Origin of the sequence: Streptomyces barringtoniae (assembly GCF_020819595.1) — a bacterium.
In the GTDB taxonomy this organism is placed as follows: Bacteria; Actinomycetota; Actinomycetes; order Streptomycetales; family Streptomycetaceae; genus Streptomyces; species Streptomyces barringtoniae.
In genome coordinates, this window is sequence record NZ_JAJHNP010000030.1 from 67,807 (window position 1) to 94,001 (window position 26,195).

A 26,195-nucleotide genomic window follows, 5' to 3' on the forward strand; every position below is an offset into this window, starting at 1 on the left:
TCGCCCAAGCACTAATCTGGGCCGGGTGACCTCCATGCCCGCGTCCGAGCGCCTCGGCTCCCACCTCAAGCGGGCCGAGCAGGCCCTCAACGCCACGAAGACCGCGGTCCTCAAGCCCGCGGGCCTGACCGTCGCCCAGTACGCCGCGCTGCTCCACCTCTCCGACAACCCCGGCATCTCCGCCGCCGCCCTGGCCCGGCTGTGCGGGGTCACCCCGCCGACCATGAACACTGTCCTGAAGAACCTCCAGGACCGCGGTCTGATCACCCGCAGCCCGCACGAGTGGCACAGGAACGTCCTGGAGACCCGCCTCACGGACGAGGGCCGCGCCGTCATGACCGACGCCGACACGGCCGCCGTACGCGTCGAACGGGCCCTCGCCGCGGAGTTCACCGACGCCGAGCGGGGCACCCTGACCGGGCTGCTCGCCCGCTGTGTCAGAGTCCTGGAGGAACAGCGCCCGGGAAGCTCATGACGGGCTCCGGCGCCGGATCCGTCACCCAGCCCGCCACCAGCACGAGACGCGACTCGCGGTCGACGGCGAGGAAGCCGAAGGGACGGTCGAAGACGACCCGGACGACCGTCGACTCGTAGCGGTACTGCGGCGGGGCGCTGCCCGGCTCCGCCATCACCGCCGTCACCGCCGCCGCGCGGAAGCCGAGCGCGCCGAACTGGGCCAGCGCCGACTGGCGGGCCGCGCCGATGGCGAGCGGGTAGTCGCTGACGCCGGGGAAATGGGCGTGCCGCGCATCCGTCGCAGCCGTCAGGCCGAACAGTCCCGCCAGGGCGAGCAGATCGTGGTCGGCGCGCACCTCGTACGCCACCGTCCGCACATCCAGCGTCAGCGGCTCCGGCGCGACGGCCGGCTGCTGCTCCACGTACAGGCCCGGCCCCACATGTCCGTGCGGCAGCGCGCCGCCGCCGGTGAGCGGCAGCGTCCGCTCGACGATCCCCACCCCGGCCGTGAGCACCTGGCCCGGGGCCATGCGCTCCTCCCCGAGCACCAGATGCACGTCGATGCCGTTGTCGCCGGGCACCGTCAGCGCGGTGACGAAGCCGTCCGGGGTGCCCGTCACACCCACCCGGTCCGGCCGCACGCTCCTGCGGTGCAGGCCGCGCAGCGTACGCCCCTGCCAGGGGCCGGAGCCGGGCCGCAGCGGCAGCTCGGCAAACGGCTGCCGCCAGGTCGTGCGCAGCGCCAGGGCACTGGCCAGCACCATCCGCGCGTCCCGGGTCAGCGTCACCGGCATGCGCTCCACCAGCCCGCCCGTCCGCTCGGCCGCCCAGGCGTCCAGCCGCTCCTGCGCGGTGACGAGGTCGTCCCCGAACACCCCGTACGTCCCGGCCGGCACCCCGGCCCGCCACTCCTCCCGCAGGGTGAGCGCCTGGTGCGTCCACAGGCCGAGCGCCGCGTCCAGCCCGGACACGGACGCGAGCGCCGCCAGCAACTCGCGTGCGGCACCGGCCGCCTGGTCCGCCGGCAGACCGAGGGCCCCGCTCAGCTCGGCCCGCGCCGGGCCCGCGGCCCCGTCGGCCAGGAAGGCCAGCAGGGGCCAGACCCCCGGCGCGGAGAAGGCCGTTCCCTCCGGCAGGGCCTGCGCCCAGCGGGCCGTCAGCCCGTTGACCCGACGGACCGTCTCGGCGGTCACCTTGCTCACTGATCGTCCTTCCACAGGGCCTTGCTCACTCGTCGTCCCACGAATCCTCCGGGTGCCTCCGGAAGGGCACGGGATCCGTCACCCACCCCGCCGCCAGCACCAGCCGCGAGTGCCGGTGCAGCGCGAGGAAGCCGAAGGGGCGGTCGAAGACGGCGTCCACTCGCCGCCTGACATGGCGCAGCGGCGGCATGCCGGCCCCGTACGCCCCGACCGTCGTGACCGCCGCCGCGTGGAAGCCCAGCGCCCCGAACCGCGCCAGGGCGCTCTGCGCGGCCGAGCCGACGGCCAGCGGGAAGCCGCTGATCCCCGGGAAGTGCCCCTGCCGGGTGTCCCGTGCCGTGGTCAGCCCGAACAGCTCGGGCCGCTGGAGCAGATCGTGGTCCGCCGTGATCTCGTACGCGGCCGTCAGGACGTCGAGAAGTGGCGGGGCGGGGGCGGGGCAGCGCTCCTCGACCACCCGCAGTCCCGGGCCCGCCTCCCCGTACGGCAGCCGGGAGCCCGGTACGACCGTGCGCGGCCCGTGCAGCAGGTCCACGCCCGCGCCGAGCACCCGGCCCGGCGCCGTCCCCTCCTCGCCCAGCAGCAGATGCACGTCCAGCACGTCCGTGCCGGGCACCTTCAGTTCGGTGACCCAGCCGTGCGGGGTGTCGGCGACGCCGACCCCGTCCAGCAGGGTGCTCCTGTGCCGCAGGCCCAACCGCTCGGTGGCGGCCCAGGGTTCGTACGCCGTCTCCAGCGGAACCTCGTCGAAGGGGCTGAGCCACCTGGTGCGCATCGTCAGCGCCCCGGCCAGCACCAGCTCGGTGTCCTCGTCCAGCGTGGCCGGCATCCGGTCGATCAGCCCGCCGGTACGGTGCGCCGCCCAGGCGTCCAGCGCTCGCCGGTCGGCGCCGAGGTCCCCGGTGAGCACGCCGTGCGCCTCGGCGGGCAGCCCCGCCTCCCACTCCGGGACGACCTGCACCGTCCGCTTCGTCCACAGACCGACGGCGGAGCCCACACCGGGCAGGCCGCCCAGCGCGCCGAGCAACTCCCGTGCGGCACCGGCCGCCTGATCCGCCGGCAGCCCGATGGCCTCGCTCAGCTCGGCCCGCGCCGGGCCCGACGCGCCGTCCGCCAGCAACGCCAGCAGCGGCCAGACCCCGGCCGCCGAGAAGACCGTGCCGTCCTGGATCGTTGCCGCCCAGCGTTTGGTGAGCCCGTTCACCGCCCGGACGACCTCGTCGCCCACCCGGTTCCCGGGCAGGGTGGTGTCCACCCTCATTCCGCCCCCCGTTCGTGCCCCGCTTGCCATGCCCGGTCGTACGTCGGCCCGGCCACCGGCCGTTCACCGGTCCCGAGCGCTGCCGTCGCCCGCCCCAGGAGCACGGTACCGGTGCCGATGCCCCCGCCTCCCGACCCCCACCAGCCACAAGGGCCGTATCAGCCACAAGGGCCGTGCCGGCCGGGACCGCTGGGAGGCCGCCCTCGGCCTGATCGAGCCGCACGGGTCGGTCACCGTACGGAAGGCCTTGGGCCTGGCAACGCCCCGCCCCGGGGGCGACGACGGTGCGGACACGCGCCCAGGTGTGAGCACGGTTCAGGTGTGAGGACGGCCGCGTGAGCGCATCTATGCGTCTATAGGGAGAAAGTGCCTGGGTAAAGCCTTCCCCCATCCCGTGTAATCACATCGAGTGATTCTCTGGCCTTTGCTTGCGTGGCACAACCCAGGGTTGCCAGGCTGTTGCTGTCTGTACAACCTGATGGGAGCGGCCAGTGACTTTCGGTGAGCAGCCGGCGTACCTGCGTGTCGCGGGTGATCTCCGCAAGAAGATCGTCGACGGTTCACTGCCGCCTCACACCCGCCTGCCCTCCCAGGCCCGCATCCGCGAGGAGTACGGCGTCTCGGACACCGTCGCGCTGGAGGCCCGCAAGGTGCTGATGGCCGAGGGGCTCGTCGAGGGCCGGTCCGGTTCGGGGACCTATGTACGCGAGCGCCCGGTGCCCCGCCGCGTGGCCCGCTCCGGATACCGCCCCTCCAGCGGGGCCACGCCCTTCCGGCAGGAGCAGGCCGACGCCTCGGTGCGCGGCACCTGGGAATCGAGCAGCGAACAGAGCGAGGCCGGGACCGCCATCGCCGAGCGGCTGTGCATCCAGGTCGGCGACCGGGTCATGCGCACCAGGTACCTGTTCCGGGAGGCCGGCGAGCCGATGATGCTCTCCACCTCCTGGGAGCCCCTCGCCGTCACCGGCCGCACCCCGGTGATGCTGCCCGAGGAGGGGCCGCTCGGCGGCATGGGCGTGGTCGAGCGCATGCGCGCCATCGACGTCATCGTGGACAACGTCACCGAGGAGGTCGGCGCCCGCCCCGGCCTGGCCGAGGAACTGCACGTGCTCGGCGGCGTCCCCGGCCACGTGGTCCTGGTCGTCCACCGCACGTACTACGCCTCCGGCCGCCCGGTGGAAACGGCCGATGTGGTGATCCCGGCGGACCGATACCAGGTGGCTTATCACTTGCCGGTGAGGTGAAGGGGCCCCGGCGGGCCGCTGGGGGGCGGTGGCCGGTCGGCGCCCGCCGGTCCCACGCCCAACTGCCCGACCGGTCCCGACAGTCGGCGGACCTCGGGTGTGGCGGGCGGGGATCGGCGGTCTGGCGTGCGCCCCCCTGAGTGAGGTAGCGCACACCCCTGGTGCGGCCCGGTGAGGGAGGGGGGTCGCGCGTTCGGACTCCGGGCGTGGGCCGACGCCGCAATTCGGCCGTTTTCGCAGGTGACCAGCGGTCACACGGATAGGCCCCCGACTCGGGACAGCGGCGCTCACGACGGCGCATTTGCTTCCGTGCGCCCCCTGCGTTCTGGCCGGTTGCATACCTCTTTGTGAAAAGGCGTGTTCGCTGCGTAAAGGTTGGGCGTACGCTCGGGCATATGCGTATTGCGGTTTCCTTAGGCGGGGCACGGCGGGGGCCCGGGACAGGGAGCGGGTGGGGTGGTGCGAGAAGGAGCGACGCGGGCGGTGGGGGCGATGAGTGAGGGGACGGTCTCCCTGCCCTGGATCGTGATACGGCAGGACGACAACGGCAATCGCTACCGCGTCGGCCGGTACGCGACCCGCGCCGAGGCCCAGAAGATCGCCGACAGTCTCGACGACCGGGGACACAAACAGCTCTACTGGGTCGAGCGGATCGGCCAGAACGGGGACGGCACCCACAACTGACACGGGGACGGCGCCTGCAACCACGGGCACGGCGCCTGCAACTGACACGGCGACGGCGCCCCAACTGACCTCGCGCGCCCTCCCGTAGGCTCCGCCCCATGACGCCCATGACACCCGGCACACCGCTGAAGGACCGGATCGTGGTGGTGGGAGCCGCCCTGCTCGACGGCGGCCGACTGCTCGCCGCCCGCCGCAGCGCACCCGCCGACCTGGCCGGCCGCTGGGAGCTGCCCGGAGGCAAGGTCGAGCCGGGCGAGCGGCCCGAGGACGCCCTGGTGCGTGAACTGCGCGAGGAACTCGGCATCGAGGCCGAGGCGGTCGAGCGCGTGCCCGGACAGTGGCCGCTGCGGGCGCCGTACGTCCTGCAGGTGTGGACCGCCCGCCTGCGCCCCGGCTCCCCCGCGCCGAGCCCCCTCCAGGACCATGACGAACTGCGCTGGCTGACCCCGGACCGGATCTGGGAGGTGGACTGGCTCGACCAGGACGTCCCGGCGGTCCGTGAAGTCGCACCCCGGCTCACCACCGGCCTGCACTGAGCGACTCCTACGCCGTTCGTGCCACTGTGCGCCCTCCCACGCGGTACTGCCCCCGGGATATCGGGTATGTGCCCATTAACCCCATGAAACCGGACATGGGTGGGCTTGCTGGCCTGGGAAGTGATCGGCGTGATCGACACCGATGGCGACTGCGCCGAGTGGACCTTTCCCGCGGAACCGGGTGCCGTGCGGACCGCGCGCGCCGCGGTCCGCGGCCAGTTGCACGGCTGGCACCTCGACTGCCTGGCCGATCTCGCCGCGTTGCTGGTCAGCGAGCTGGTCACCAACTCGCTGCGGCACGCCACCGGCCCCATCGGGGTACGGCTCGTACGCCCCGTCGGGCTGGACGACGCGCTGCTGGTCGAGGTCTCCGACCCGCTGCCCGACCCGCCGCGCGAACGCGTCGCCCACGCCGAGGACGAGAGCGGGCGCGGCCTGCAGCTGGTCGCCGGCTCCTGCCGCCGCTGGGGCACCCGGCCCGGCGCGAGCGGAAAGACCGTCTGGTTCGAACTGACGGTGCCGGGGTGAGCCGGAAGCATCCGGGGGGCACGGGGGTGTACACCCGGGGGCGGCACGTCCATCGTGCGCCGCGGGCGCGCCGCCGGCTCCGGGGTGCGTGATTCGAGGGCGTGTTCCCTGGTTAGAAGAGTGGAAGTGTTGTCACGGACCGGTCCGAAAAACATCTGGACCGAGCTGTGATCGTGAACACCGTGTCGTGCGGCGCCGTAGTGCTGGATACTGCGGGCAGCCGCTTTCGGTGACCGGTGCCGGGCGCGGTGAGCTGGAGGGGACGGTTCGCGTGAGCGAGATACCAGCGAAGGCCACGGAGTCCGAGGACCCGTCGGACGGCGCGATGAACCAGGCCGCGGAGGCCGCCGCACCCGGCGACGCCATGTGGCAGAGCAGTCCGCCCGGTTCCATGTACGACTACATCAAGGTCGCGTCCTTCTCCATCAGCCCCGGCGGGCTGGTCGACCAGTGGAGCCTGCGCGCCGAGCAGCTCTTCGGCGTCCCCGCCGCACGCGCCGTCGGCATGGACCCGATAGAGGCCTTCATCGACCCCGACCTGCGCGAGCGCGGCCAGCGCAAGATGGCCGAAATTCTCGACGGGCGGGAGTGGACCGGGGTCGTGCCCTTCCGGATGCCGGACAAGGCGGACGGCGGGCGCGGCGAGGAGGGCCTGGCCGAGGTCTACGTCATGCCCACCAGGACCGCCGAGGGCGACAAGGCCGCCGTGTGCATCGTCGTGGACGTCCGCACCCTGCGCACCATCGAGACCGATCTGGCCGCCTCACAGGCCATCTTCGGCCAGTCCCCGTTCGGATTCCTGCTGATCGACACCGATCTGAGGGTCCGTCGGGCCAACGAGCGGTTCGCCTCCATCTTCGGCGGAACCCCGGACGACCACCGGGGCAAGGGAGTTCACGACTATCTGCCCCGCGGTGAGGCGGAGCGCGTTTCGGCCACCCTGCGGCGGGTGCTGGAGAGCGGCCAGTCCATCACCGACATGCACGTCACCGGTCACGTCCCCGGCTCCGAGGAACGCCGGCACTGGTCCGTCAACCTCTACCGCGTGCGCAGCGGCAGCGGCCGGCCCATCGGCATCGCCTGGCTCGGCACCGACATCACCTCCCGCCGGGCCGCCGCCCGCGAGGCCGCCGCCGCCCGGCGCAACCTCGCCCTGCTCAACGAGGCCGGCGCGCGCATAGGGAACTCCCTCGACCTGGAGACCACCGCCCGGGAACTCCTCGACGTCGTCGTCCCCGGTTTCTGCGACCTCGCCACCGTCGACCTCTACCAAGGCCTGCTCACCGGCGACGAGACCCCGCCCGGACTCACCGACGGCAGCGCCGAACTGCGCCGCGTCGCCTTCGCGAGCGCCGTCGCCGGCGTCCCCTTCGCCGCCTCCGGCGAGCCCGTCGAGGTCGGCGCGGTCCACCACTTCCCCTTCAACTCGCCCTGCGCTGACGCTCTGCGCACCGCCCGGCCGCAAGCCGTGCCGCCCGAGGAGGGCGGGCTCGTGCAGTCCACCCTGGCCGTGCCGATGGTCGCCCACGACACGGTCGTGGGCCTCGCCCAGTTCGCCCGCACCAAGGGCAGCGAGCCGTTCGGCGACCGCGACCGGGACCTGGCGGTGGAGCTGGCCGCGCGCGCGGCGGTCTGCATCGACAACGCGCGCCTGTACCGCCGGGAGCACGAGCGGGCGCTGATACTGCAGCGCTCGCTGCTGCCGCCGGGCGACCCCGAGGCCTCCGGGCTGGACATTGCCTGCCGCTATCTGCCCGGCAACGCGGCGACCGAGGTGGGCGGCGACTGGTTCGACGTGATCGAACTGCCGGGCCACCGAACGGCGCTGGTGGTGGGCGACGTGATGGGGCGCGGCCTGCGGGCGGCGGTCGCGATGGGCGAACTGCGCACGGCGGTACGGACGTTGGCGCTGCTGGATCTGGAACCGGCCGAGGTGCTCTCCGCGCTGGACGAGATCGCGCGGGGACTGGGCACCCCGGGCGGGGTGCAGCAGGCAACCCGCACGGCCCGCCAGCCGCGCGACGCCGACCTGTCCGAGGTCTACCTCGCGACCTGCGTCTACGCCGTCTACGACTCCGTCACCAGACGTTGCACGTTCGCCAACGCCGGCCATCTGCCGCCGGTCCTGGTCGAGCCCGGTGAGCCCGCCCTGATGCTGGACGTGCCGCCCGGCATGCCGCTCGGGGTGGGCGGCGAGCCGTTCGAGGAGGTCGAGGTCGAACTGCCGGAGGGCGCGCTGCTGGCTCTCTACACGGACGGCCTGGTCGAGTCCCGGGACCATCCCCTGGACGAGGGGCTCCAGGCCTTCGTCGGCGCGCTCACCGACCCCTCCCGCCCGCTGGAGGACGTCTGCGACCACGTCCTCAACACCCTCGACACCCATCACGGCGAGGACGACATCGCGCTGCTGATGGCCCGGGTGCAGGGGCTGCCCGCCGAGTCCGTCGGCGACTGGACGCTGCCGCGTGAGCCGCGGAGTGTGGGACGGGCGCGGGAGTACGCCCGGGGGCAGCTGCTGAGCTGGGACCTGGAACCGCTCGTCGACACGACCGAACTGCTCGTCAGCGAGCTGGTCACCAACGCGCTGCGGTACGGCGAGGGGGAGATACGGCTACGGCTGCTGCTGGACCGCACGCTGGTCTGCGAGGTGTGGGACTCCGGGCTGGTCCAGCCCCGGCGCCGGCGGGCCCGGGACACCGACGAGGGGGGCCGGGGGCTCCAGCTGGTGGGGTTGCTCAGTGCGGCGTGGGGTTCGCGCCGGACGCCGCGCGGCAAGACGGTGTGGTTCGAGTTGCCGCTGCCCGGCGGCGAGGCCAGCCTCACCGACCCGGCGGAGGCCCTGCTGAGCCTCTTCTGACACCGGCGCTAGTCGGGTGCCGAGAAGCGGTGGCGGCCCCTGGTCTCCGGTCCGCCGTAGCCCGCCGGTGGACCCCCGTCCGGGTCCTCGGCCAGGAGGACCCCGCCCAGGACCGCAGCGGCCAGGCCCGGTGCGTCTCCGTCGGCGCTCGTGTGCGGGTTGCCGTGGGCCCGTACGTTCTGCTCGGCCACGTCCCGGGCCTCGCGGGCCGTGTCGTCGGCCCGGCCGGCGTGACCCGCGCCCAGTTCGCGCACCGCCTCCGCCAGGCGGACCCGCGCCTGGGGGCCCACCGCACCCCGGTGCACCGTGACGAAGTCCTCCGCCCCGGCGACGGAACTCCTGGCCACGAGCAGCGCCGCGGCGGACGGCGCACCGGCGTGGCCCGTCTCCAGCCGCTCCACCGCCCGCGCGATCCGGCGCAGGGCGTCCAGCGGGTCGTACGGACCCGCCGTCAGCTCCCGCCGTACGGCGGCCAGCACGCCGTCCGCGTGGGCCAGCCGGGCGTGCAGCTCACCGCTGGTCAGAGCAACCGCAACGCCCCCTTTCCGGGCCGCCGCGATCTCCGCCTCCGCGCCGGTCAGCGCGGCCGGCACCAGATCCGCCGCCTGCCGCAGCTCCGTGGCGAGCCGTTCCACCCCGGTGACCAGGACGTCGGCCTGGGCCACCGCGCCCTCGGCGGCGCGCAGCTGCCCGGCGGCCCGCGCGCCCTCGCCCGCGTCGGCCGACTGGCGGGCCGCGTTGAGCCGCGTGGTGGCGAACAGCAGCCGGTCCTTGGCCTGTTCGAGGTACCCGGTGACGGGCGCGACGGCCGCAGGCGTGCAGCGGTCGTGCAGGTCGGTCAGGGTGTCCTCGGCGGTCGGTGTCCGCCCCGTCAGTTCCCGGAACCGCCCCTCGGCGACCTCCAGCGCCCGGGCCAAGCCCGGCCCCTCCAGGTCCCGCAGCCGGTCCAGCGCGGGAGCCTGGGCGTCCAGCCGGCGCCCCGCCTCCGCGCACCGGCCGACCACACCGACCAGCGCCTGCCGCCGGGCCACGTCGTCCTCCGGCACCCCCTGCTCGTAGCGCCGCCAGATCGCGCACGCGGCCGCCAGCTCGGTCTCGGCGGCCCGCAGCGCCTGCACCAAGGGCTCGGTGTCCCTCCGCGCGAACCGGTCCTGGACGAAGGAGAGTTCCTCCCGGCTCGTGCGCACACAGTCGTCGGCCAGGACCAGCGCGGCGCGCGCCTGGCGCTCGGAGTCGGCCGGGGTGGGCGCGGGCGGGGCGACGGAGACGATCCCGGGGGTCGTACGGGTACGGGCACGGCGGGTGCGGCGCAGGTAGCCGTATCCGGCCAGCCCCACGGCGGCGACCACCGCGATCAGGGGCAGCAGGAGGTCGACGGCGGACGTCTCGTCCTGATGCGGCGCGGTGGCGCTCGCGACGGTCCCGCCGGGCGTCACGGGAACCGGATCTTGCGCGCCGACCGTCATCACCGGCAACACCAGCCACCCGGTCCCGACCACGACACCCACCACGGCATGCGCCACCCGCACCCATATGTGCGCCTTGGCGCACCGGGGCCGGCCGCGGATCAGGGAGGACGTCACATTTCGGAGCGTATGGGCAGGTAGGCGCCTTCGCGAGCGGGACGGATACGGGTGGGGGACGCGATGGGCAGGGGGGCAGGAATGGACGCCAGGGACAGCGGCGGGGCAGGAACGGACGGGGAGACCGGCGAGCTCACGCCACGGCCGCCCGCGGCCGCCGACGCCACCCGAATCCCTCCCGCACCCGACGCCGAGCCCGCCCCCGAAGAGCCACCCGCACCGGACGAGGAGAGCGGCCCCGTCGACACGAGGCCGAAACGCAGATGGCCGCGCACACTCAGGCGCACCGCGCTCGCCCTCGTCCTCCTCCTGCTCCTTCCCACCCTCGCCGCGGAGACCGCCCTCCGCCTGGACTACACCGGCACCCCCGGCCGCGGCACCCACACCCGCAACCGCGACGCCATCTGGCTCGGCCACGCGTGGATCGACGGCCGCAAGACCGACGCCGACGTCACCGCGCTCGTCGGCCGTCTGCGCGACACCGGCATCCGTGACCTGTACGTCCACGCGGGCCCTCTGGAACACGACGGCACGCTCCCGGAGTCGGCGTATCCCAGGGCCCGTTGGCTGACGGAAACCCTGCGCCGCCGGGCGCCGCACATCCGTGTGCAGGCCTGGCTGGGCGACGAGGTCGCCCCCGAGAAGCCGTACGCCATGCACCTGGAGCGGCCCGCGACCCGCTCCGCCGTGGTGGAGTCCACCCGCCGGATCCTGGACGCCGGGTTCGAGGGCGCCCACTTCGACCTGGAGCCCCTGCACTCCGGCGACCGGGACTACCTCGCCCTCCTGGACGCCCTGCACCGCGTCACCCGCGCCCGCCACGCCGTGCTCTCCGTCGCCGCGCACCAGATCGATCCGCTGCCGGCCTTCCACTCCTTCTGGGGCACCGTGACCGGGCACCCCAAGTGGTGGTCGCAGGCGTACTTCGGGCAGGTCGCGCGCCGCGTCGACCAGATCGCGGTGATGTCGTACGACACCATGCAGCCGTTGCAGAGCCTGTACGGCGGCTATGTCGCCCAGCAGACCTCGCTGGCCCTGGAGGTCACCCCCGAGTCCACCGACCTGCTCATGGGCCTGCCCTTCTACCACGAGAACCGCTTCGGCCACTGGGCCCGTGCCGAGACCGTGCCGGCCGCCGTGCGCGGCGTCCGCCTCGGTCTGTCCCGCACCGACAGGGACCGGGCCCGCTTCGGCGTCGCCCTCTACGTCGACTTCGCGGCCACCGAAGCGGACTGGGCGGCCTATCGGGAAGACTGGGCCCGGTGACCGGAACACGACAGCACAGGACAGCCGCCGCAGCGGCACCTCTCAGCGAGCGGCGCCCGGTCCTCGTCCGGCCGCAGTACCGGGCGCCGATGGAACGCTACGAAGACCGCCTCCTGATCTTCGAACCCAGCCACACCAGCGGGTCGTACTTGCGGTCGACCGCGCGTTCCTTCATGGGGATCAGGGCGTTGTCGGTGATCTTGATGCCCTCGGGGCAGACCTCCGTGCAGCACTTGGTGATGTTGCAGTAGCCGAGGCCGTGTTCGTCCTGGGCCGTGCGCCCCCGGTCCAGGCCCGTCTCGGCGGCCGCGTCCAGCGGGTGCATGTCGAGTTCGGCGATCCGCATCAGGAAACGCGGCCCCGCGAACGCCGTCTTGTTCTCCTCGTGGTCGCGGACGACGTGGCAGGTGTCCTGGCACAGGAAGCACTCGATGCACTTGCGGAACTCCTGCGAACGGTCCACGTCCTCCTGCATCATCCGGTACTCGCCGGCGCCCAGCCCGGCGGGCGGGACGAAGGCCGGGACCTCCCGCGCCTTGCGGTAGTTGAAGCCGACGTCCGTCACCAGGTCCCGGATCACCGGGAAGGTGCGCAGAGGCGTGACCGTGATCGTCTCCGCGCGGTCGAAGACCGACATGCGGGTCATGCACATCAGCCGGGGGCGGCCGTTGATCTCCGCCGAGCACGAACCGCACTTGCCGGCCTTGCAGTTCCAGCGCACGGCCAGGTCGGGGGCCTGGGTGGCCTGGAGGCGGTGGACGATGTCGAGGACCACCTCGCCGTCGTTCACCTCGACCGTGAAGTCCTCCAGGCCACCGCCCTGCTCATCACCCCGCCACACCTTGAAGCGGGCCTCGTAGCTGCTCACTCGTACAGCTCCTCTTCGGCGAGGTACTTGACCAGCTCCTCCTTCTCGAAGAGGGCGAGCAGGTCCGGGCGGATGGGGGCGGTGCTCTCGCGGGCGAGGCGGATCTGGCCGCGGCCGGAGTCGGTCGCCGCGAGGCCGCCGGTGGGGTCGGCGAGCGTGCACAGCAGGTTCACGTTGCGCCACTTGCGGTCCATCGTGGGGTGGTCCTCGCGGGTGTGGCCGCCGCGCGACTCGGTGCGCTCCAGGGCCGCACGGGCCACGCACTCGCTGACCAGCAGCATGTTCCGCAGGTCCAACGCCAGATGCCAGCCGGGGTTGAACTGGCGGTGGCCCTCGACCCCGGCCCGGCGGGCGCGTACCCGCAGCTCCGCGAGCTTGCGCAGGGCCTGCTCCATCTCGCCCTCGCGGCGGATGATGCCGACCAGGTCGTTCATGGTCTGCTGGAGTTCCTGGTGCAGGGTGTACGGGTTCTCCGGCGGGCCCGCCTCGCCCTCCCGGTCCGCCTCGGCGGAGAACGGGCGCAGGGCCTCCGCCGCGGCCGCGTTGACCTGGGCGTCGTCCACCGGCGGACGCTGGTACGTCACCCCCTGCGCGTACTCCGCCGCGTGCCAGCCCGCGCGGCGCCCGAAGACCAGCAGGTCGGAGAGCGAGTTGCCGCCGAGGCGGTTGGAGCCGTGCATACCGCCGGCCACCTCGCCGGCCGCGAACAGGCCCGGCACCCCGCGCGCCGCCGCCGTGTCGGAGTCGACGGCGATCCCGCCCATCACGTAGTGACAGGTCGGCCCGACCTCCATCGCCTCCGCCGTGATGTCGACGTCCGCCAGCTCCTTGAACTGGTGGTACATCGACGGCAGCCGGCGCCGGATCACCTCCGCCGGCATGCGCGTGGACACATCCAGGAAGACCCCGCCGTGCGGGGAGCCCCGGCCCGCCTTGACCTCGGCGTTGATGGCGCGGGCCACCTCGTCGCGGGGCAGGAGTTCCGGTGGGCGCCGGTTGTTCTCCGGGTCCTCGTACCACCGGTCGGCCTCCTCCTCCGACTCGGCGTACTTCTCCTTGAAGACGTCCGGGATGTAGTCGAACATGAACCGCTTGCCCTCGGAGTTCCTGAGGACCCCGCCGTCGCCGCGCACCGACTCGGTGACGAGGATGCCCTTCACCGACGGCGGCCAGACCATGCCCGTCGGGTGGAACTGCACGAACTCCATGTTCAGCAGCGGCGCGCCCGCGAGCAGGGCGAGCGCATGCCCGTCACCCGTGTACTCCCACGAGTTCGACGTGACCTTGAAGGACTTGCCGATGCCGCCGGTCGCGATCACGACCGCGGGGGCCTCCAGGACGAAGAAGCGGCCGGTCTCGCGCTCGTAGGCGAAGACACCGGAGACCCGGCCCGCGGCGGAGCCGCCTTCGGATGCCGTGTCCTTCAGGACCCGGGTGACCGTGCACTCCTGGAAGACCTTCAGCCGGGACTCGTAGTCCCCGGTCTCCTTGAAGTCCTCCTGCTGCAGGGCGACGATCTTCTGCTGGAGCGTGCGGATCAGCTCGAGGCCCGTGCGGTCGCCGACGTGCGCGAGCCGCGGGTACTCGTGGCCGCCGAAGTTGCGCTGGGAGATCCGGCCGTCCTTCGTACGGTCGAACAGCGCGCCCCAGGTCTCCAGCTCCCACACCCGGTCCGGGGCCTCCTGCGCGTGCAGCTCGGCCATCCGCCACTGGTTGAGGAACTTCCCGCCGCGCATGGTGTCGCGGAAGTGCACCTGCCAGTTGTCGTGCTCGTTGGCGTTGGCCATGGCCGCCGCGATACCGCCCTCGGCCATCACCGTGTGCGCCTTGCCGAACAGCGACTTGCAGATCACCGCCGTACGGGCGCCCCGCTCGCGCGCCTCGATCGCGGCCCGCAGCCCGGCGCCGCCGGCACCGACCACGACGACGTCCCACTCCTGGCGGTCCACCACGGACATAAGACGGCTCACCTGTTCCTAGAAGAAGCGCGGGTCGGCGAAGACCCCGGACGCGACGAGATAGACGTAGAAGTCGGCGAGCGCCACGCTCAGCAGGGACGCCCAGGCCAGCTGCATGTGCCGGGCGTTGAGCCTGCCGACGAACTGCCACGCCTTGTAGCGCACGGGGTGCCGGGAGAAGTGCTTGAGCTTGCCGCCGACGATGTGCCGGCAGGAGTGGCAGGAGATGGTGTACGCCCAGATCAGCACGATGTTGGCCAGGAACACCAGGGTGCCGAGCCCCATGTGGCCCCAGCGGTAGTGGGTGTCCCGGAAGGACAGCACGGTGTCGTAGGTGAGCACGCCGGCGACCAGCAGGGCCGCGTAGAAGAAGTACCGGTGGACGTTCTGCAGGATCAGCGGGAAGCGGGTCTCGCCGGTGTACGTCCTGTGCGGCTCGGCCACCGCGCAGGCGGGCGGGGAGGCCCAGAAGCTGCGGTAGTACGCCTTGCGGTAGTAGTAGCAGGTCAGCCGGAAGCCGAGCGGGAAGATCAGGATGATGATCGCGGGGGAGATGCCCCACCAGCTCCCGAACAGGTCGGCGTTCGGCCCGGCGTGCATGGTCCGGCAGTTGCTCGCCAGGCACGGCGAGTAGAACGGCGAGACGTACGGCGCCGCGTAGTAGTGCGCGTTGGCGAAGGCCCGCCACGTCGAGTAGACGACGAAGGCCAGCAGACCGGCCGCGGTGACGGCGGGCGCCAGCCACCAGCGGTCGGTCCGCAGATGCGGGGCCGTGATCGCGGCGCGCGCACCGGTTCGTACGCCGCCGCTGTTCTGTTGGGGTTCCGTACCAGTGGCCAAGGCAGGCTCCGGTCGTCGGGGATCAGGGGGCGTGCCGGTCGCGGGCGCCCAGGCCCTCGTCGTCCGAGCCCACCCACAGGCTGGTGTCGTACGGCGCGTCGGAGATGGTGACGAGGTCGGGGCGGCGCGGGGCTTCCCCGGTGGTGGCGGCCTCACGCAGCAGCGCCACGCTCTCGCGCAGATGGTCGGCGTCCAACCGGACCCGGCGCATCTCCAGGCCGCCGCTGCCGAGCTGGTGTTCCAGGCGTCCCAGCGACCGGTTCAGGTCGTCGAGAGAGCGCTGGACCGAGGTGATGTCGTCGTGCACGGACATGACTTGCCCTCACTTCCGCGGATCCGGCGGGCCCTGGGCGGCAACGTTCATGCGCCTTGGAGTGTTGCGCGTCACACCTGTCGATGTGAAGGCGTGTGCAGCGATTGGCGGAGGCGCACTGGTGCATCTCCGGTGGTGTTGCGCCACACGGGTGGGGTTACCGCCCGTCGTCGCCGTGTCGCCCGCTGTGGCCGGATCCCTTCCTCTTCAGTGGGCCGCATAGATCTGATCAGCTCCAAATACCGCCAAAAGTGATCAGCTCCACATATTGACACAAGCGAGCATAAACCCGCGGCTTCCCGGAGGTAGCAGAGATGTACCACCACGGCGTCGGACTGCGTGCGGTGATGCGCTCGGTCTCCTTCCTCACCGCCGGCGCGCTCGCGGTGCCGTTCCTCGCCGGATGCAGCTCCGACGAGAAGGTCGCGAAGCCCCTCGCCGGGCAGGACATCGCCCCGGTCGCCCGTGACCTGGTCGCCGACGGCGGGACCCTGAAGTGGGCCGTGGACGGCCTGCCGGAGACCCTGAACACCTTCCAGGCCGATGCCGACGCCGGCACCAGCCGTGTCGCCCAGGCCGTCCTGCCGTCGATGTTCCGGCTGGACGCCACCGGCCGGCCGGTGCCCGACCCGGCCTACCTGGAGTCGGCCAAGGTCATCGAGACCGAGCCGCGCCAGGTCGTGCTGTACAAGCTGAACCAGCAGGCCGTGTGGAGCGACGGCCGGGAGATCGGCGCCGCCGACTTCGTCGCCCAGTGGCGCGCCCTGTCCGGGAGGAACAGCTCCTACTGGACTGCCCGCAACGCCGGCTACGACCGCATCGAGAAGATCGAGCGCGGCGCCAACGACCTCCAGGTCCGGGTCACCTTCTCCCGGCCCTACGCCGACTGGAAGTCGCTGTTCTCCCCGCTGTACCCGAAGGACGTCATGGGCAGCCCGGACGCCTTCAACGACGGCGCCCGCCGCAACCTGAAGGTCACCGCCGGGCCCTTCGAGGTGAACAAGGTCGACACCGCCAAGAAGGACGTCGTCCTCACCCGCAACCCGCGCTGGTGGGGCCGGCCCGCCAAGCTGAACGAGATCGTGCTGCACGCCGTACCCCGCGACAAGCGGGCCGCCGCGCTCGCCGACGGCAGCGTGGACATCGCCGACGTCGACCCCGGCGACGCCCAGCGCATCGGGCTCGCCGCGCACGGCGCCGCGAACCCGCTGCAGGGCTCCGGCAAGACCTCGGTGAAGAAGCTGCGCGCGTGGGCGCGCGCGCACGACTTCGACTCCGACGACGTCAAGGCCGGCCGGGAGAAGCTGCGCAAGGCCGTCTCCGAGTACCTGGACGAGCAGCAGGCGCTGCGCGACGTCGAGGTCCGCAGATCACTGGAGCCCGCATACACCCAGCTCGCCCTGAACGGCTCCAAGGGCCCCCTCGCCGACGAACGCGTCCGCCGGGCCGTCGCCCGCGCCCTGGACCGCCGGGAGCTGGCCAAGCTGGTCCTGACCCCGCTGGGCCTGCCCGCCGTCCCGGTCGGCAGCCATCTCGCCCTGTCCGGGCAGGCCGCGTACGCCGACAACAGCGACGCGATCGGCGGACAGGACACCAAGCAGGCGCAGGAGCTGCTCGCGGACGCCGGCTGGGTGCCGGGCGGCCCGGTCAAGGAGCAGAAGAAGGGCCAGAAGGCGGCCGGCCCCGAGGGCAGGAAGAGCGAGAAGAAAGACAGCCAGAAGAAGGACAAGGAGGACAAGTCGGACGGGGGTAGGGACGGCGAGTACATCGTCGGCGAGGACAACGACGAGAACGGCAAGAACGGCGGACGGGGGGACGGCGGCGACCGGCACCTGGCCCAGGAGGGCAGGCACGGCGGTGCACAGGGGGCCTACGCTCCCCAGGGCACGGCAGCGCCGGCGGCCGCCGCGGCACAGCAGCTCGCCAAGGACGGCAAGCCGCTCCTGCTCCGCTTCGTGCTCCCGTCCGGCGCCGGCTCCGAGACGCTGAACTCGGTCGCCGAGCGGATCTCGGCCATGCTGGAGCGGGTCGGCATCCGGACGACGATCAGCAAGGTCTCGGACGCGAGCTACTTCAAGGACCACATCGCCGCCGGCGACTACGACCTCGCGCTGTACTCCTGGCCGTCCTCCGCGTTCCCGGCGACGGACGACCGGCCGGTGTTCGCCAAGCCGGAGCCGGCGGCGGACGGCTCGGTGAACGTCGAGCAGAACTACACGCGGGTCGGCACGGACCAGGTGGACCAGCTGTTCGACGAGGCCGTGGCCACCCTGGACGAGGACGACGAGGTGTCGCTGATCCGCAAGGCGGACGCCAGGATCTGGGCCTCGGCCGGGTCCATTCCGCTCTATCAGCGGCCCCAGCTCGTGGCGGTGCGGAAGAGCCTGGTCAACGCCGGGGCGTTCGGATTCCAGACGCCGGTCTACGAGGACATGGGCTTTCTGAAGAAGGGCGCGAAGGTCCCCGCCGGTCCCACGAGCGCCTCCGCAAGTCCCAGGGGCTGACCTGCGCGGAGATGATCACACAGCCCTGAGGAGGCCGGTTCCGCCGGGGCCACGTACCATGGGGTGAGGCCGTGGCGTGTCCAGCCCGGCAGGACCCGCGCGACACAGACGTACGCGCAGGGCAATCCTCACACTCCGGGAGTTCGTCGCACTATGGCCACGCGCCACGACATCCGCAACGTCGCCATCGTCGCTCACGTCGACCACGGCAAGACCACCATCGTCGACGGCATGCTGAAGCAGGCCGGCGCCTTCGCCGCCCACCAGCTCGAAGGCGTCGACGACCGCATGATGGACTCGAATGACCTGGAGCGTGAGAAGGGCATCACGATCCTCGCCAAGAACACCGCGGTGAAGTACCACCCCAAGGACGGCGGGGACCCGATCACCATCAACATCATCGACACCCCCGGCCACGCCGACTTCGGCGGCGAGGTCGAGCGCGGTCTGTCCATGGTGGACGGTGTCGTGCTGCTGGTGGACGCCTCCGAGGGCCCGCTGCCGCAGACCCGGTTCGTGCTGCGCAAGGCGCTGCAGGCCCGGCTGCCCGTCATCCTGTGCATCAACAAGACGGACCGCCCGGACGCCCGGATCGACGAGGTCGTCAACGAGACCTACGACCTCTTCCTGGACCTGGACGCGGACGAGGAGCAGATCGAGTTCCCGATCGTCTACGCCTGCGGCCGCGACGGCATCGCCTCGCTGACCAAGCCGGACAACGGCACGGTCCCGGCGGACTCCGACAGCCTGGAGCCGTTCTTCTCCACGATCCTGGAGCACATCCCCGCGCCGACGTACGAGGAGGACGCGCCGCTCCAGGCCCACGTCACCAACCTCGACGCCGACAACTTCCTCGGCCGTATCGCGCTGCTCCGTGTCGAGCAGGGCGAGCTGCGCAAGGGCCAGACGGTCGCGTGGATCAAGCGCGACGGCTCCGTCAGCAACGTCCGCATCTCCGAGCTGATGATGACCGAGGCGCTCACCCGCAAGCCGGCGGAGAAGGCCGGCCCCGGTGACATCTGCGCGGTCGCCGGTATCCCGGACATCATGATCGGCGAGACGCTGGCCGACACCGAGAACCCGATCCCGCTGCCGCTGATCACGGTGGACGAGCCGGCGATCTCCATGGTCATCGGTACGAACACCTCCCCGCTGGTCGGCCGCGGCGGCACCGGCAAGGGCGCCGACGCGAAGGCGGCCGTGAAGGACCGCAAGGTCACCGCCCGCCAGGTCAAGGACCGCCTGGACCGCGAGCTGATCGGTAACGTCTCGCTGCGCGTGCTGGACACCGAGCGCCCCGACGCCTGGGAGGTCCAGGGCCGTGGTGAGCTGGCGCTCGCCATCCTGGTCGAGACCATGCGCCGGGAGGGCTACGAGCTGACCGTCGGCAAGCCGCAGGTCGTCACCAAGGAGGTCGACGGCAAGGTCTACGAGCCGGTCGAGCGCATGACGATCGACGTGCCCGAGGAGCACATGGGCGCCGTCACGCAGCTGATGGGTGTCCGCAAGGGCCGCATGGACAACATGTCCAACCACGGCTCCGGCTGGGTGCGCATGGAGTTCGTCGTGCCCTCCCGCGGACTCATCGGTTTCCGGACCGAGTTCCTGACCCAGACCCGCGGCACCGGTATCGGGCACTCCATCCACGAGGGCCACGAGCCCTGGTTCGGTGCGCTGCAGACCCGCAACAACGGCTCGCTGGTCGCCGACCGCGCCGGCGCGGTCACCGCGTTCGCGATGACGAACCTTCAGGAGCGCGGCGTGCTCTTCGTGGAGCCGGGCACCGAGGTGTACGAGGGCATGATCGTCGGTGAGAACTCCCGTTCCGACGACATGGACGTCAACATCACCAAGGAGAAGAAGCTCACCAACATGCGGTCCTCGACGGCCGATGTGGCCGAGTCGATCGTGCCGCCGCGCAAGCTGTCGCTGGAGCAGTCGCTGGAGTTCTGCCGTGACGACGAGTGCGTCGAGGTGACCCCGGAGGCCGTTCGCATCCGCAAGGTCAACCTCGACCAGCGGGAGCGGGCGCGCGCCGCGAGCCGCGCCAAGCACGGCTGATTCCAGACCTCTTGAGCCCGGGTGCCCCCAGGATGGGGGCATCCGGGCTTTTTGCAACCCATTTTCCAGTGACCGTATGTCCGACATGCGGAGATCGCTGCCCGATAGCCATGTAACAAGTCCGTTTCGTGCCGTCTTTCGTCGAACAGTTTGTCCAGATTTTGGAAGGTGCGGCCGCGATCCGTGACTGAATTGAGATCTGCGGGCAGTGGTCGGTGGTCGACCCATGGCAGATAGTTAGCCGCGTAGCGCTCGGGTCAATGGGTCCAGCGCACTGTGGGGACAGTGCGCCGACTCACGAGCACCAGGGGGTGTCTGGTCCTCCGTCAGGGGTGTCGGAGGCAAGACGGAAACCCTCTCCTGTTGGTGAACACGTGGAGTCATGAGGAGGAACCCCCATGCGTGGTGTCACGAACGCCAGGTGGGTCAGTTCGTCGCTTCCAGCGGTGTGATTCGGCTGTAGAACTACGCGCGTCCGCCTCGCGGTTACGCGCGTCTTCGGAGTACCCGGAACCTCTCACATTCATACCCGTGAAACGGACGAACCGTGACAAGTCCTATCGACATTGAGGGCGGCGGGACTTCGGTCGTCGTCGACGGCGAACCTGGGCCGGAGGCGAAGAGCGAAGCCGTCAAGCTCGAAGGCCGGTCCCCCGGCCAGCTGATGTGGCTGCGCTTCAAGCGTGACCGCACCGGCGTGATCTCGGCCTACGTCGTGGGCTTCTTCTTCCTGATCGCACTGCTCGCCCCGCTGATCGCCAAGCTGTACGGCAAGAATCCGTACACGGTGTACGCGGACGAGCGACCGGAACTCTTCGACAGTGCCGGCGTGCCGGTGCATCCCAACGGCGGTATCAGCAGCGAGTTCTGGTTCGGACTCGAACCCGGCAACGGCTACGACGTCTTCACCAAGCTGATCTACGGCATCCGCACCTCGCTGATGATCTCGGTCGCCGTCACCATCGCCGTGGTCATCACCGGCATCCTGCTCGGTGTGGCGGCCGGCTATCTCGGCGGCAGGACCGACTACTTCCTCGGCCGGGTCATCGACTTCCTGCTCGCCTTCCCGGCACAGCTGTTCTTCATCGCGAGCATGCCGGTCGTGGTGTCCCTCTTCGTCAGTCCCCGCGACGAGACGCCCACCTATGTGCGGGTAGTGGCCCTGATCATCGTCCAGTGGTTCCTGGGCTGGATGGGACTCGGACGCATCCTGCGCGGCACCGCACTCGCCCTGCGGGAACGGGAGTTCATCGAGGCGGCACGGGTCAGCGGCGCCTCCTCGTGGCGGATCATCCGCAAGGAGATCCTGCCGAACGTCGTCACCCCGCTGCTGGTGCAGGCGACGTACCTGCTGCCCGGTTTCGTGACGGCCGAGGCCGGTCTGTCCTTCCTGGGCGTCGGCATCGTCGAACCGACGCCTGACTGGGGGCAGATGTTCTCCAAGGCGTCCACCGAACTGGTGATGCAGAACGACATCACCTACATGTTCTTCCCCGGCGTTTCGATGATCATCTTCGTCGTCGCGTTCAACCTGCTCGGGGACTCGGTCAGGGACGCCTTCGATCCCAAGACCGCGCGCTGACCGCAGTACGTCAACCGCACGGAACATCAGTTTCAAGGAATGGGTGGGAATTTCGTGATGAGTAGGGGCGGACGCCACGTCTACAGCGCGCTCTCCGTGCTCGCGGCCGGAGCACTGGTGCTCACCGGCTGCAGCAAGGGCGGCAGCGACACGGGCACCAACGACAAGAAGGACCAGCAGGACGCCAAGCGGCAGCAGGCGTCGATCAAGTTCGGCGGCACGGCGGACTCCACCGGCCCGGCGGCGCCCGTGCCCGGCGCCAAGTCCGGTGGCGCGATGGAGGTTTTGCAGCGGGACTCGTACGCGCACCTCGACCCGGGCCAGATCTACGTCTCCGACGAGGGTTCCCTCGCGACGCTGCTCCACAGAGGCCTCACGGGCTACAAGACCACCAGCAACGACGGCCACCAGCACGAGGTGGTCGGCGACCTCGCCACCGACTCCGGCACCACCGCCGACGGCGGCAAGACCTGGAAGTACACGCTCAAGGACGGCATCAAGTTCCAGGACGGCACGCCGATCACGTCCAAGGACATCCGCTGGAGCATCGAGCGGCTCTTCGCGCCGTTCATCAACCAGGGCCCCACCTACGTCCAGCAGTGGCTCGCCGACACCTCCGGCGCCACCTACCGCAACCTCCTCAAGGACGGGCCGTACAAGGGCAAGCACCTGCCCAACTCCGTCCTGGAGACCCCGGACGACAAAACCATCGTCTTCCACTTCAAGAAGTCGCACCCCGACCTGCCCTACGCGCTGGCCATGGCCGGCTACGCGGTCGTCTCGCAGAAGGGCGACACCAAGGAGCGGTACGACAAGAACCCGGTGGTGACCGGCCCGTACAAGATCCAGTCGTTCAAGTCCGGCAAGTCGATGGTGCTGGTCAAGAACCCGAACTGGGACCCGAAGACGGACCCGATCCGGCACCAGTACGTGGACCAGTTCAACATCACGTTCAACCAGCAGTTCGAGACGTCCACCAAGTCCCTGCTCGCCGACAGCGGCGCGGACCAGGCCGGCATCAGCTTCAACAACCAGGTCGACGCGGGCAACCTCTCCCAGGTGCTCCATGACCCGAAGATGAAGGCCCGCACGGTCTCCGGCTACCAGCCGTACGTCGGCCAGATGAACATCAACATGAGCCACCCGGCCATGAAGGACAAGACGGTCCGCGAGGCCATCGCCTACGCCCTGCCGATCACCCCGTTCGTGCGCGCCTACGGCGGCAACGACGCCATGGAGGTCGCGGGCGGTCTCATCTCCCCGACCGTCTCCGGCTACGACGCCGCCTTCGACCCGTGGGGCAAGAAGAAGAACCCCGGCGGTGACCCGGCGAAGGCCAAGGCGCTGCTGCAGAAGGCCGGCAAGCTCAACATGAAGCTGACCTTCGGCTACATCAACACCCCCGAGGGCCAGCAGTACTCCACCGCCATGGCGGCGGGCCTGAAGAAGGCCGGCTTCGACGTCCAGCGCCAGGAGATCCCGGCCGAGACCTACTACGACCAGGTCTCCAAGCTGAACAACAACTACGACATCTTCCACACCGCGTGGGGCGCCGACTGGCCGTCCGCCTCCACCGTGCTCCCGCCGCTGTACGACGGCCGGGTGATCGCCGACGGCGCGCAGAACTACTCGCAGGTCAACGACCCGAAGATCAACAGCGAGATCGACCGGATCAACACGATCACCGACCCGGTCAAGTCCGCGGCCGAGTGGGAGAAGCTCGACCAGTACATCGTCAAGGACGTCGTCAACGTCGTCCCGACCGCGTACTACAAGCAGGTCCAGATCGCCGGTTCCAAGGTCGGCGGCCTCGTCTACGACGACGTGATCGGCGGCGTCGACCCGCGTCGCCTCTACATCAAGTAACCGTCCCCCGCCGGTACCCGGCGCGCCCGCACCGCACGGGCGCGCCGGGTACCGCCAAGGCCGCCGACGTCTGAGAGCTGCCCTGCCATGCTGCGCTTCCTCGTCCGCCGGATCATCGGTGCCGTCGTCATTCTGTTCCTGCTGAGCATCGTCACGTTCGTGCTGTTCTTCGGGGTGCCCCGGGACCCCGCGCTGATGATGTGCGGCAAGACCTGCAACCCGGACGCCATCGCGAACATCCACCATGTGCTCGGCCTGGACAAACCCATCACCGAGCAGTACTGGATCTTCCTGCACAACCTCGTCATGGGCAGCAACCAGTTCGCCCAGGGTCCGTGCCCCGCCCCCTGCTTCGGCTACTCGTACCACACCAACGAGCAGGTCTGGGCCACCCTCATGGACCGGCTGCCCACCACCGTCTCCCTCACCCTGGGCGCGGCCGTGTGCTTCCTGTTCGTCGGCCTCGGCACCGGGCTGCTCGCCGCCTGGCGGCGCGGCACGCTGATCGACAAGGCGGCCACCGCGGGCGCCATGGTGATCAGCTCGCTGCAGATCTACTTCCTCGGCCCGCTGGCCCTGGCGATCCTCGTCTACCAGACCCACTGGTTCGACAAGCCCGACTACACCGACTTCACCCATGACCCCGTTTCCTGGTTCACCGGGCTGATCATCCCCTGGGTGATCCTCTCCACGATCTTCGCCGCGCAGTACACCCGTATGGCCCGGTCCTCGATGATCGAACAGCTCCAGGAGGAACACGTCCGCACCGCCCGCGCCAAGGGCATGTCCCGGGCCTACGTCTTCTTCCGCTACGCCTGGCGGGGCTCACTGATCCCGATCGTCACCATCTTCGGCATCGACCTCGGCTCGCTGTTCGGCGGCGCGATCATCACCGAGTACACCTTCGGCCTGCCCGGCCTCGGCAACCTCGCCGTGCAGTCCGTGTTCTTCAGCGACCTGCCGCTGCTGCTCGGCGTGATGCTCTTCTCCGCCAGCATGATTCTGCTGTTCAACATCATCGTCGACGCCGCCTACGCCTTCATCGACCCGCGCGTGCGGCTGTCCTAGGAGCACTGTCGTGACCACTCTGACCAAGGAGGCCGGTGCCCCGACCCCGGCCGGCACCGGTCCCCTGCTCTCGGTGCGGGACCTGCACGTCAGCTTCAAGACCGAGGACGGCGTCGTACGGGCCGTGGACGGGCTCTCCTTCGACCTGGAGCGCGGCAGGACGCTCGGCATCGTGGGCGAGTCCGGCTCGGGGAAGTCGGTGACCAACCTGACCGTCCTCGGCCTGCACAACCCCATGTTCACCACCGTCGAGGGTGAAATCCTGCTGGACGGGCGGGAGTTGACCACGGCCCGCGAGTCCGAGCTGGAGAGGCTGCGCGGCAACAAGGTCGCCATGATCTTCCAGGACCCGCTCACCGCGCTCTCCCCGTACTACACCGTCGGCCGGCAGATCGCCGAGCCGTACATGAAGCACACCGGCGCCTCCAAGAAGCAGGCCTGGGAACGCGCCGTGGAGATGCTGGGCAAGGTCGGCATCCCGAATCCCAAGGAGCGGGCGAAGGACTACCCGCACCAGTTCTCCGGCGGTATGCGCCAGCGCGCGATGATCGCCATGGCGCTGGTCTGCGACCCCGACCTGCTGATCGCCGACGAGCCGACGACCGCCCTGGACGTCACCGTCCAGGCGCAGATTCTGGACCTGCTCAAGGACCTGCAACAGGAGTTCGGATCCGGCATCATCTTCATCACCCACGACCTGGGGGTGATCGCCGACATGGCCGACGACATCATGGTGATGTACGCGGGCGGCGCGGTGGAGCGGGGCAGCACCGACGAGGTGCTGCGCGCGCCCCGGCACCCGTACACCTGGGGCCTGCTGAACTCGATGCCGCGCCTGGACTCCGACCTCGGCGCCCCGCTGTCCCCGATCCCCGGCGCCCCGCCCTCGCTGCTCAACCCGCCGTCCGGCTGCCGCTTCCACCCGCGCTGCGGTTTCCAGGAGCGGGTGGAGGGCACGGGGCGCTGTGTCCGCGAGCGCCCGCTGCTCGCTCCGGACCGGGCCTCCGCGTGCCATCTCACGGAGGAACAGAAGCGGACCATCTTCATCGAAGAGATCAAGCCCCGTCTGGGCTAGTCGCCAGTCGCCAGTTGTCCTAGGAGGACACCGTCATGACCGAGGACATGGTCCTCCCGGCCCCGCGCGAGAAGAGCGCCGGCGCGGACGGAGAGCCGCTGCTGGAGGTCTCCGGACTGACCAAGCACTTCCCCGTCAAGGGCGGCTTTCCGATCCGCCGGACGATCGGCGCGGTGCAGGCCGTGGACGGCATCGACATCACCGTGCACGCGGGGGAGAGCTTCGGCCTGGTCGGTGAGTCGGGCTGCGGCAAGTCGACCACGGGCCGGCTGATCACCCGCCTGCTGGAGCCGACGAGCGGCACGATCACCTACCGCGGGCGGGACATCAGCCACGCCACCCGTAAGCAGCTCACCCCGATCCGCTCAGAGATCCAGATGATCTTCCAGGACCCGTACTCGTCGCTGAACCCGCGGCAGACGGTCGGCAAGATCATCTCCGGT

The 26,195-nt window shown here is 70.7% G+C and carries 21 protein-coding genes; 14 read left to right on the plus strand and 7 right to left on the minus strand.

Annotation, left to right across the window (positions count from 1 at the left end; all coding sequences use genetic code 11):
- Positions 1-34: 34 nt before the first annotated feature.
- On the plus strand, positions 35-475 hold the full coding sequence (locus LMU33_RS37565) for a MarR family winged helix-turn-helix transcriptional regulator (RefSeq protein ID WP_228625995.1): 441 nt from the start codon (positions 35-37) through the stop codon (positions 473-475).
- Here LMU33_RS37565 and LMU33_RS37570 read toward each other — a convergent pair.
- Together LMU33_RS37570 and LMU33_RS37575 are read right to left on the minus strand one after the other, a co-directional pair.
- Complete coding sequence (locus LMU33_RS37570) at positions 438-1,658, minus strand: serpin family protein (protein ID WP_372478135.1); 1,221 nt, start codon at positions 1,656-1,658, stop codon at positions 438-440. The genes LMU33_RS37565 and LMU33_RS37570 overlap by 38 nt on opposite strands.
- A 25-nt stretch (positions 1,659-1,683) precedes the next feature.
- Positions 1,684-2,919 (minus strand): serpin family protein, encoded by a 1,236-nt coding sequence (locus LMU33_RS37575; RefSeq protein WP_228625950.1) that lies wholly within the window; start codon positions 2,917-2,919, stop codon positions 1,684-1,686.
- Positions 2,920-3,410: 491 nt separating this feature from the next.
- On the opposite strand from LMU33_RS37575, the gene LMU33_RS37580 reads away from it, so the two are divergent.
- The 5 genes from LMU33_RS37580 to LMU33_RS37600 all read left to right on the plus strand — a co-directional run bounded on the left by LMU33_RS37580 (position 3,411) and on the right by LMU33_RS37600 (position 8,768).
- Complete coding sequence (locus LMU33_RS37580) at positions 3,411-4,163, plus strand: GntR family transcriptional regulator (RefSeq protein WP_228625952.1); 753 nt, start codon at positions 3,411-3,413, stop codon at positions 4,161-4,163.
- Between the two features lie 492 nt (positions 4,164-4,655).
- Positions 4,656-4,847 carry an SPOR domain-containing protein gene (locus tag LMU33_RS37585; RefSeq protein WP_228625954.1) on the plus strand — a complete coding sequence of 64 codons (192 nt, stop codon included), beginning with the start codon at positions 4,656-4,658 and terminating at the stop codon, positions 4,845-4,847.
- Positions 4,848-4,972: 125 nt separating this feature from the next.
- Positions 4,973-5,383, plus strand: coding sequence for a (deoxy)nucleoside triphosphate pyrophosphohydrolase (locus LMU33_RS37590; RefSeq protein WP_228625999.1), 411 nt, complete (start codon positions 4,973-4,975; stop codon positions 5,381-5,383).
- 99 nt (positions 5,384-5,482) lie between these two features.
- Positions 5,483-5,911 (plus strand): ATP-binding protein, encoded by a 429-nt coding sequence (locus LMU33_RS37595; protein WP_228625956.1) that lies wholly within the window; start codon positions 5,483-5,485, stop codon positions 5,909-5,911.
- Between the two features lie 271 nt (positions 5,912-6,182).
- Positions 6,183-8,768: a SpoIIE family protein phosphatase gene (locus tag LMU33_RS37600; RefSeq protein WP_228625958.1), complete on the plus strand. Its 2,586-nt coding sequence runs from the start codon at positions 6,183-6,185 to the stop codon at positions 8,766-8,768.
- Between the two features lie 8 nt (positions 8,769-8,776).
- Here LMU33_RS37600 and LMU33_RS37605 read toward each other — a convergent pair whose 3' ends face one another.
- Positions 8,777-10,351 carry a hypothetical protein gene (locus tag LMU33_RS37605; RefSeq protein WP_228625960.1) on the minus strand — a complete coding sequence of 525 codons (1,575 nt, stop codon included), beginning with the start codon at positions 10,349-10,351 and terminating at the stop codon, positions 8,777-8,779.
- Positions 10,352-10,432: 81 nt separating this feature from the next.
- On the opposite strand from LMU33_RS37605, the gene LMU33_RS37610 reads away from it, so the two are divergent.
- On the plus strand, positions 10,433-11,617 hold the full coding sequence (locus tag LMU33_RS37610) for a glycoside hydrolase family 18 protein (RefSeq protein WP_228625962.1): 1,185 nt from the start codon (positions 10,433-10,435) through the stop codon (positions 11,615-11,617).
- Positions 11,618-11,714: 97 nt separating this feature from the next.
- Here LMU33_RS37610 and LMU33_RS37615 read toward each other — a convergent pair whose 3' ends face one another.
- The 4 genes from LMU33_RS37615 to LMU33_RS37630 are packed head-to-tail and all read right to left on the minus strand — an operon-like array spanning position 11,715 to position 15,596.
- Entirely contained in the window at positions 11,715-12,485 is a 771-nt protein-coding gene (locus LMU33_RS37615) for a succinate dehydrogenase/fumarate reductase iron-sulfur subunit (RefSeq protein ID WP_228625964.1), read from the minus strand.
- Entirely contained in the window at positions 12,482-14,443 is a 1,962-nt protein-coding gene (locus LMU33_RS37620; RefSeq protein WP_228625966.1) for a fumarate reductase/succinate dehydrogenase flavoprotein subunit, read from the minus strand. The genes LMU33_RS37615 and LMU33_RS37620 overlap by 4 nt, the downstream gene beginning before the upstream one ends.
- An 18-nt stretch (positions 14,444-14,461) precedes the next feature.
- Complete coding sequence (gene sdhC, locus LMU33_RS37625) at positions 14,462-15,283, minus strand: succinate dehydrogenase subunit SdhC (protein ID WP_228625968.1); 822 nt, start codon at positions 15,281-15,283, stop codon at positions 14,462-14,464.
- Positions 15,284-15,305: 22 nt separating this feature from the next.
- A complete protein-coding gene (locus tag LMU33_RS37630; RefSeq protein ID WP_228625970.1) occupies positions 15,306-15,596 on the minus strand; it encodes an Rv0250c family protein in 291 nt (96 codons plus the stop codon).
- A gap of 314 nt (positions 15,597-15,910) precedes the next feature.
- Here LMU33_RS37630 and LMU33_RS37635 point away from each other — a divergent pair, with 314 nt between their 5' ends.
- The 7 genes from LMU33_RS37635 to LMU33_RS37665 form a co-directional block, all read left to right on the plus strand.
- Positions 15,911-18,100 (plus strand): ABC transporter family substrate-binding protein, encoded by a 2,190-nt coding sequence (locus LMU33_RS37635; RefSeq protein WP_228625972.1) that lies wholly within the window; start codon positions 15,911-15,913, stop codon positions 18,098-18,100.
- Between the two features lie 153 nt (positions 18,101-18,253).
- Positions 18,254-20,161, plus strand: a complete 1,908-nt coding sequence (typA, locus tag LMU33_RS37640; protein ID WP_228625974.1) for a translational GTPase TypA — start codon at positions 18,254-18,256, stop codon at positions 20,159-20,161.
- Between the two features lie 547 nt (positions 20,162-20,708).
- Positions 20,709-21,743 (plus strand): ABC transporter permease, encoded by a 1,035-nt coding sequence (locus LMU33_RS37645; RefSeq protein ID WP_228625976.1) that lies wholly within the window; start codon positions 20,709-20,711, stop codon positions 21,741-21,743.
- A gap of 57 nt (positions 21,744-21,800) precedes the next feature.
- Complete coding sequence (locus LMU33_RS37650) at positions 21,801-23,609, plus strand: ABC transporter substrate-binding protein (protein ID WP_228625977.1); 1,809 nt, start codon at positions 21,801-21,803, stop codon at positions 23,607-23,609.
- A gap of 87 nt (positions 23,610-23,696) precedes the next feature.
- Positions 23,697-24,677 (plus strand): ABC transporter permease, encoded by a 981-nt coding sequence (locus LMU33_RS37655; protein WP_228625979.1) that lies wholly within the window; start codon positions 23,697-23,699, stop codon positions 24,675-24,677.
- Positions 24,678-24,687: 10 nt separating this feature from the next.
- Positions 24,688-25,752, plus strand: coding sequence for an ABC transporter ATP-binding protein (locus tag LMU33_RS37660; RefSeq protein WP_228625981.1), 1,065 nt, complete (start codon positions 24,688-24,690; stop codon positions 25,750-25,752).
- Between the two features lie 35 nt (positions 25,753-25,787).
- The coding region (locus LMU33_RS37665; RefSeq protein WP_228625983.1) for an ATP-binding cassette domain-containing protein at positions 25,788-26,195 on the plus strand (408 nt) is incomplete at its 3' end.

Bases quoted from the DNA above. Each gene is read 5' to 3' on its own strand.
- LMU33_RS37630 (WP_228625970.1), bottom strand. From the start codon at position 15,596: ATGTCCGTGCACGACGACATCACCTCGGTCCAGCGCTCTCTCGACGAC.
- LMU33_RS37565 (WP_228625995.1), top strand. From the start codon at position 35: ATGCCCGCGTCCGAGCGCCTCGGCTCCCACCTCAAGCGGGCCGAGCAG.
- LMU33_RS37620 (WP_228625966.1), bottom strand. From the start codon at position 14,443: ATGTCCGTGGTGGACCGCCAGGAGTGGGACGTCGTCGTGGTCGGTGCC.
- LMU33_RS37585 (WP_228625954.1), top strand. From the start codon at position 4,656: ATGAGTGAGGGGACGGTCTCCCTGCCCTGGATCGTGATACGGCAGGAC.
- LMU33_RS37575 (WP_228625950.1), bottom strand. From the start codon at position 2,919: ATGAGGGTGGACACCACCCTGCCCGGGAACCGGGTGGGCGACGAGGTC.
- LMU33_RS37610 (WP_228625962.1), top strand. From the start codon at position 10,433: ATGGACGCCAGGGACAGCGGCGGGGCAGGAACGGACGGGGAGACCGGC.
- LMU33_RS37655 (WP_228625979.1), top strand. From the start codon at position 23,697: ATGCTGCGCTTCCTCGTCCGCCGGATCATCGGTGCCGTCGTCATTCTG.
- LMU33_RS37650 (WP_228625977.1), top strand. From the start codon at position 21,801: ATGAGTAGGGGCGGACGCCACGTCTACAGCGCGCTCTCCGTGCTCGCG.
- typA (WP_228625974.1), top strand. From the start codon at position 18,254: ATGGCCACGCGCCACGACATCCGCAACGTCGCCATCGTCGCTCACGTC.
- LMU33_RS37635 (WP_228625972.1), top strand. From the start codon at position 15,911: ATGTACCACCACGGCGTCGGACTGCGTGCGGTGATGCGCTCGGTCTCC.